Genomic DNA, 6,590 nt, shown 5'->3' on the forward strand with positions numbered 1-6,590 from the left:
TATAGATTGGGTTGATGCTAGTTCAGGTGATATTCGTGCAGATGTGTTTCGTACATATTTATTGTACGCGCAGTCTTATATAGAATTAGCGGAAATGTATTTACAAATATATTGCAGTAATACTGATCTAACAAGAGATAAGATCTTTCAATGGGCTCCTATTATTATTGCAGCTAGATTTTCTGAGGAAATATCTCCGCAAAATGAAGTGTATTTGAAAAGATTATTGAATCAGTATTTATAAGTAATAAAACAAAGGTTGTCTAGTAGCTAATTAATAAATGCTGTTGTTTAACTAAAGTTTCCTTGTAGTTAAACAACAGTATTTTTAAATATTGATATAGGTATACTTATTTTCTATCTTCATTCTATAAAGATTCATTATCCGTACTTCTTCCTCAGTTAATTCTTCTTTATCCCAATACATATGCATTAAGCTATATTCGAATATCTCTTTTAATTTAGTAAACAAAGGTAGTTGGTCTAGCATCTCTTTAGGTAAATCATTTTCCTCTTTGTATCCTTCAACTATTGCTTTTGTAATAGAACTCTCATAGTCAACTATGTTACCATTCCCAACGAATGAATATTCTATCGCACTATAGATTGGGACTGCTAAATCGAATATATAAAAATGTTTCTCACAGTCTTGAAAATCAATCATTGTTAAATTTGAATTATTTTCGACTAATATGTTTTCTAACCATAAATCTCCGTGAATTAAGCCATAATTTGAAGGATTCTTTGGCAGTTCCTTTATAGAAGCTAAAACGTCAGATGCAATTTCTCTTATAGTAGTTTCTTCTTTAGGGATATAGTTAAGAAAATTATACTCTTCATTTTCATACCAGTCGTTTATATGATTTACCGGTTGAATTCTTTCAAAGTCTTTAGATATACGATGTAATTTTCCAATTTGTTGACCAAGCTTTTTAAATACATTAGAATTCCAGTCGTTTCTTGGTAAATGTATACCAGGAGCAGCTTTATATAATACAGCAAAAACTTCTTTGTCTAATGTTATTTTCTCTACTAAATTCCCCTTTAAAGAAGGTATTATTGGAGGGACTCCTAAGCCCTTTTGATATAAAAAATTCGTATATGTAACTTCTTCTAATTGCTCTTCATATGTTTTATAGTTTGTAATTCTAACGAAGTAAGTACCTTGTGCCGTGAGACATTGATACATTTCATTTGTTATTGGTGTCATTTCAATAAAATCCAATGGATATAGTTTATTAATTAGTTTAAGTATCTCTTTTTCTATATTATTCATTTTAACTTCCTTTCCAAACATAAATTTTTCACTCACAAAACTACTAGTTCCTTAACTTACAAATTTCGTGTTTTATTTGGTAGAATTCTTTAAAAAAGATTTATCCCGTAAACGCCCGATTAGTATGGGATAATAATTAGTGGGGAGGAGCAAACCTCCACTGATTAAAGTTTCACTTTATTGGAAAGTTAAGTAAATGTATGGCAAAATAAGATAGCTGAAAAAATATGAAATGATTAGTTACATATGATATTTAAAGGTTCTAGAGGGTGGTTAATGTTATAGACCACAAGAAATATCAAAAGAAAGAGTTGGATACTTCTTATAATTATTAGTGAGGAGGGAGATAAATGAATGAACATATACAGCTAATGATTGAATGGATTGAGGGCAATTTAAAAAAGAGGTTTTCATTAGATAAATTATCTAATTATATGGGATATTCTCCTTACTTCTGTTCGTTTAAATTTCATCAAGTAACAGGGATAAGTATTAGACGATATATTCTTCTTAGAAGATTGTATTTATCAACGGAAGATTTGACGAATGATAGAAAGATAATTGATATCGCATTTGATTACGGTTACTCTTCGCAAGAGGCTTATAGTAGAGCATTTAAAACTGTTTTTGGTATAACCCCAGGAAAATTCCAACTTAACAAAATACCGGTTCAATCATTTATTAAACTCTCAATCAATGATGGCAAGGAGTGGGATAGAATGAATTTTTCTAGAAAAATTGAAGTTGATCAGTTACGAAATGCGAAGAGTGATCTGTTTGATAAAGATGTACTAAACATATTAAATGGTCAATTTATGTATGAAGAATTTAAAAGTGAAAAACTAATGGGGGAGTCTGATTACGCTCCATTTAATGAAGCTATGTGTGTAAATGCGACTACTGCACAGATTTTTGATGATGAGTTTATTAAAACAAGGGCAGAAGGGCACCAAGGTACTGTAGAAAATTATACGAAAAAGGTTATTCATCCTTTAGAGAATCTTTTTAAGAAAGAGTATAAATGTATTGTTTTATGGTTCGGTGAAGATATGTTTTGCCAAATGAATCTACTTACAGTACTTTCTTACCTTGAACAGTCTGGTTATAAGGGCAAAGTATACTTAAATAGCTTCAGAGAGGATGAATTTAAAGTAAGTCAAATTGAACTTGAATTAGGGAACTATTTTTCTGTTTACAATGAAGTTCTAGTAAATCATAAAAAGCCATCTCATGAGGTACTACCTGTAATGTATCAGGCGATAGATTTATATTTAGAAATGCTAAAAGAAAATAATGTAGTAGTAAAGTATATCTCCAAAAATAAAGGTTTACCAACACAAGAGTTATTAAAAAGGTTGTTTAATCTTTTTCCAACAATAGGGTATGGGGACCTACAATATATAGAGCTTATTAATAAAACGAGATGAAAATTGAAACTAATTAGAAGAGAATACAGTAAAAAAGATGCACCTAAAAGTATAGGTGCATCTTTTTTACTTATATTTGTTCAAGTAAATTTAACTCTTCTTCTACAAATGCCATTAATTCTTTTATTGTCTCACTAGAAAAATCAAAACGAATTCCAGCTGCTTCATATACCTCTGGTAAGGATTCAGAGCTACCTAGAGATAATGCTTGTTTGTAATTTTGTAGTGCTTGTTTAGGATTCTCTTTATATTGTTTATACATTTGCAATGCACCAAGCTGCGCAATTGCATATTCGATATAATAGAATGGTATTTCGAATATGTGTAGTACAGGTAACCAGCCAGTTGCTATCCAGTTTTCATAACCTTCAATATTTACCACATTCGATTGGTAAGTGTTATGTAATTCTAAATATTTTTCATTTCTTTCTTTAGCAGTATGATTTGGATTTTCATACATCCAATGTTGGAATTGATCAACGATAAGCATTTGTGGTAAATACTTAACAATATCTTTAAAGAAATCTAATTTTGCTTTTATAAATTCTTCTGTATTCTCATAAAATGTATCCCAATACTCCATCGAAAACAATTCCATTGTCATGCTGGCTAGCTCAGCTGATTCTGAAGGGATTTCTAAATATTTTTGTAGCTCTAGCTGCTTCATACATTCATTATGAATACTATGGCCCATTTCATGGAGGAAAGTAGTAACATCATAATGTGTATGATTGAGATTCATAAAAATAAAAGATAATTGAGAAGCAGGTAAGTGTTCGCAAAATCCTCCAGGTGCTTTTCCTTTACGACTTTCTAAATCTAAGCAATCATTTTTATGCATACGGCTCAATAATGCAGAAAATTCTGTGTCTAGTTTTTGTAAAATATGAGAACTTTTTTCGATTAAATCACTCTCGTCTTCAATGGGTTTTAATACTTTTTGATTTGGTGCGGCTGCTTTTAGATCCCACGGACGAAGTATATCTACTTGAAGTTCAGCTTTTTTCTCATTAAATATATTATCAATAAGTGGCACAACGTATTTACGAACGGATTCTGCAAGTTCATAGCAATCATCAGCCGTATAATCAAAACGTTCATGTTTTTTAAACATATAGTCACGATAATTATCTAATTGAATGTTTTTTGCCTTTTGGTGACGGATTGCAATTAATTCATTTAAAATATGTTGTAAATTATTTTCAACAGATAAAAATTTTTCAGAAATGAGCGTTTTTGCTTTTTTTCGTATATCACGATTCGGATTTTGTAAGTAAGACTGTAGTTCAGTAATTGTTTTTTCTTCGCCATCCCATAGTGCAGTCAAACTGCCTGTAATTTCGAAGTACTCGGTTACTAATTTGTCTTCTTTTACTTCTAAATCAATGTTCTTTTCACAAAATAATGTTTGCGCATTTTTTATTTTTTTATCTAGTAAGCTATAAGTTTTTGGATCAAGTTGCATTCGAAATGGTGACTCTAAATATTTATTATCAAAGGAATTTTGATAACGTTTCAAAAGAGGCCTTACATATTGTTGATCATATTCAAACGTATCTTTTATTTCTTTGTTATCTGTATTACATTGAAAGTCAATATAGTGTGATCTCAATTGTTCTTCGATTTCCCATATTAATTTCGACTGTATTTTCAGCCAATTTTCTAAATCTTCTCCTGAAGAAATGGGTTTACTTAATAAAGTAGACAATTCGTTTTCTAGCTCATGTAGATTACGGATATCGATCGTATTAGAGTTCTGCATTATTTACCCCTCACTTTTTATTTACTCAAGGAGGTATTCTTCTTTTTCGCTATAATTCCTTTTTTGCCCAAAAAGTTTGTACCTATTACACCAAGAACAATCATAAGTGTACCGATGATATGGTAGTAGGCAATTTGCTCGTGTAAGAATACAACGCCTGCAATTATAGTAATAAGTGTAGATAAGTTACTAAAAACACTTATTTTAGCTGCTTCAATATAAGATAATGCATAGTTTAATAATAATGCTGTCAGTAAGGATGATAGTAATCCTAAATATAAAATGGAGATAAGAAATGTGCTGTTCGTAAATGGCTTAAAGTATACAGTTATTGTGCCTTTGTTTATATGGCTGGCGATAGCGATGAAATTAAAACTAATAAAACCGAGTGCTGTCATTGTGTAGGTTAAATCCATTAACTTGAATTTCTTTGTCATTTTTCGAGCTAATACATTGTAGCAAGCCGATGATAATGCCGATAACAAAATGAGAATAACACCGATAAAGCTAGTTTTATGAGCTCCTATACCATTCATGATAAATATATAAATAACACCGATGACGGAAATAAGTACAGCTGTTTTTTGCCATGTATTCGTATACTCTTTTAAAAAATAGGAAGCGAGTATCATTGTAAATATAGGGATAGCAGCCTGTATAATTCCAGCTTCAGATGAACTTGTATATACTAGACCAAATGCTTGGAAAGCAAAGAACAGTGCTGGATAAAATATTGCAAGTGGTAAAAGTGCAAGTATGTTTTTAAATGATATATTTAACTTTACGAAACCGAAAATAACCGGAATACTTGCTGCTATGAAAGCAACTGTAAAACGATGAGCAAGAGTATCAAGAGGGCTCGTAATGGTTAGTGCTAGTTTCACAAACATAAATGAAAATCCAATAATAAATGAATAGAGTAATGCTGATATATATGCTTTTGTTGTATTTTTCATAATTTCACCTCATAGTAGTTAATTTCTTACTGGCCAGTATACGTACATAGTAATCTTTCTGATCTAGTGCTACAATGTGAACAAATAGAAACTGTACCGGTACAAATTAAATGTTGAGGGTGGTAATGATGTATAAGTATTTACATGTTTTAAACGATTTAGAAAGTATGATTCAAAATGGAGAGATAAAAGAAGGGAAGAAATTACCGTCTATACGGTCACTCGTTACGCAATATGAATGTAATAAGGCCACAGTTATACGGGCACTTCATGAATTAGAAAAGCGCCATATTATTTATTCTGTACCTCAAAGTGGATACTATGTTGTTAAGAAATCTGGAAGTTACATAGAGAATAACGAGATAATCGATTTCGCTTCTTCAGCACCAGATCCCGATGTTTTTCCATACTTAGATTTTCAACATTGTATTAATAAAGCGATTGATACATATAAGAATGATTTGTTTATATACGGAACACCGAAAGGATTGCCATCTTTAATTCCGGTTATTCAAAAACAGCTGACAAACTATCAAGTCTTCACAAAAGAAGAAAATATTTTTATAACGTCAGGTGTGCAGCAGGCGCTTGCAATACTAACTTCTATACCATTTCCGAATGAAAACGAAACGATATTAATTGAACAACCAACATATCATTTATATATTGAATATCTAGAAATAAATGAAATTCCTGTAATCGGCATTAAACGTACGAATGAAGGCATCGACTTGAATGAATTAGAACGTATATTTCGAACAGGAAAAATAAAATTCTTTTATACGATACCGAGATATCATCATCCACTTGGAACGTCTTATTCTAAAGATGAGAAAGAAAAAATCGTGCTATTGGCCAAGAAGTATAATGTATTTATAGTGGAAGATGATTATTTAGCAGATTTAGAAACAGATTCAAAAGCAGATCCGTTATATAGCTTACATAATTGTAATCATGTCATATATTTGAAAAGTTACTCGAAGATTATTTTTCCAGGTTTACGAGTCGGTGTGGCGGTTATTCCACCAGCTATTGCAAATGCTTTCCATAAATATAAAAAGATTTTAGACATTGATAGTCCAATGATATCTCAAGCTGCTTTAGAAATTTATATAAAGAGTGGCATGTTCGAACGCCATAAAAATAAAATTAAATCCTCCTATAATAAT

The 6,590-nt window shown here is 30.9% G+C and carries 5 protein-coding genes and 1 pseudogene; 3 read left to right on the top strand and 3 right to left on the bottom strand.

All coding sequences use genetic code 11. The features are described 5' to 3' along the window. Positions 1-244: pseudogene (locus V7038_RS17495) on the top strand (aminoglycoside phosphotransferase family protein); the annotation flags it as partial. A gap of 84 nt (positions 245-328) precedes the next feature. Here V7038_RS17495 and V7038_RS17500 read toward each other — a convergent pair. Next, positions 329-1,297, bottom strand: a complete 969-nt coding sequence (locus V7038_RS17500) for a phosphotransferase enzyme family protein (RefSeq protein WP_335471108.1) — start codon at positions 1,295-1,297, stop codon at positions 329-331. A 329-nt stretch (positions 1,298-1,626) separates the two neighbouring features. Between V7038_RS17500 and V7038_RS17505 the strand changes: the two genes are divergently transcribed. Then, on the top strand, positions 1,627-2,703 hold the full coding sequence (locus V7038_RS17505; RefSeq protein WP_199659419.1) for a helix-turn-helix domain-containing protein: 1,077 nt from the start codon (positions 1,627-1,629) through the stop codon (positions 2,701-2,703). 70 nt (positions 2,704-2,773) lie between these two features. Here the strand turns inward: V7038_RS17505 and V7038_RS17510 are convergent, their stop codons facing one another. Next, the gene (locus V7038_RS17510; protein WP_199659420.1) at positions 2,774-4,465 is read right to left on the bottom strand and encodes a M3 family oligoendopeptidase; all 1,692 of its coding nucleotides are present in this window, start codon (positions 4,463-4,465) and stop codon (positions 2,774-2,776) included. A gap of 17 nt (positions 4,466-4,482) precedes the next feature. Beyond that, positions 4,483-5,421, bottom strand: coding sequence for a DMT family transporter (locus V7038_RS17515; protein WP_199659421.1), 939 nt, complete (start codon positions 5,419-5,421; stop codon positions 4,483-4,485). A gap of 128 nt (positions 5,422-5,549) precedes the next feature. Here V7038_RS17515 and V7038_RS17520 point away from each other — a divergent pair. Further along, on the top strand, positions 5,550-6,590 hold a 1,041-nt coding region (locus V7038_RS17520), incomplete at its 3' end, for a PLP-dependent aminotransferase family protein (protein ID WP_335471106.1).

This window comes from Bacillus sp. JJ783, from assembly GCF_036963225.1.
GTDB classification, from domain to species: Bacteria; Bacillota; Bacilli; order Bacillales; family Bacillaceae_G; genus Bacillus_A; species Bacillus_A cereus_U.

Coding starts and splice junctions, on each gene's coding strand:
- V7038_RS17500 (WP_335471108.1), bottom strand. CDS start 1,297: ATGTTTGGAAAGGAAGTTAAAATGAATAATATAGAAAAAGAGATACTT.
- V7038_RS17505 (WP_199659419.1), top strand. CDS start 1,627: ATGAATGAACATATACAGCTAATGATTGAATGGATTGAGGGCAATTTA.
- V7038_RS17510 (WP_199659420.1), bottom strand. CDS start 4,465: ATGCAGAACTCTAATACGATCGATATCCGTAATCTACATGAGCTAGAA.
- V7038_RS17515 (WP_199659421.1), bottom strand. CDS start 5,421: ATGAAAAATACAACAAAAGCATATATATCAGCATTACTCTATTCATTT.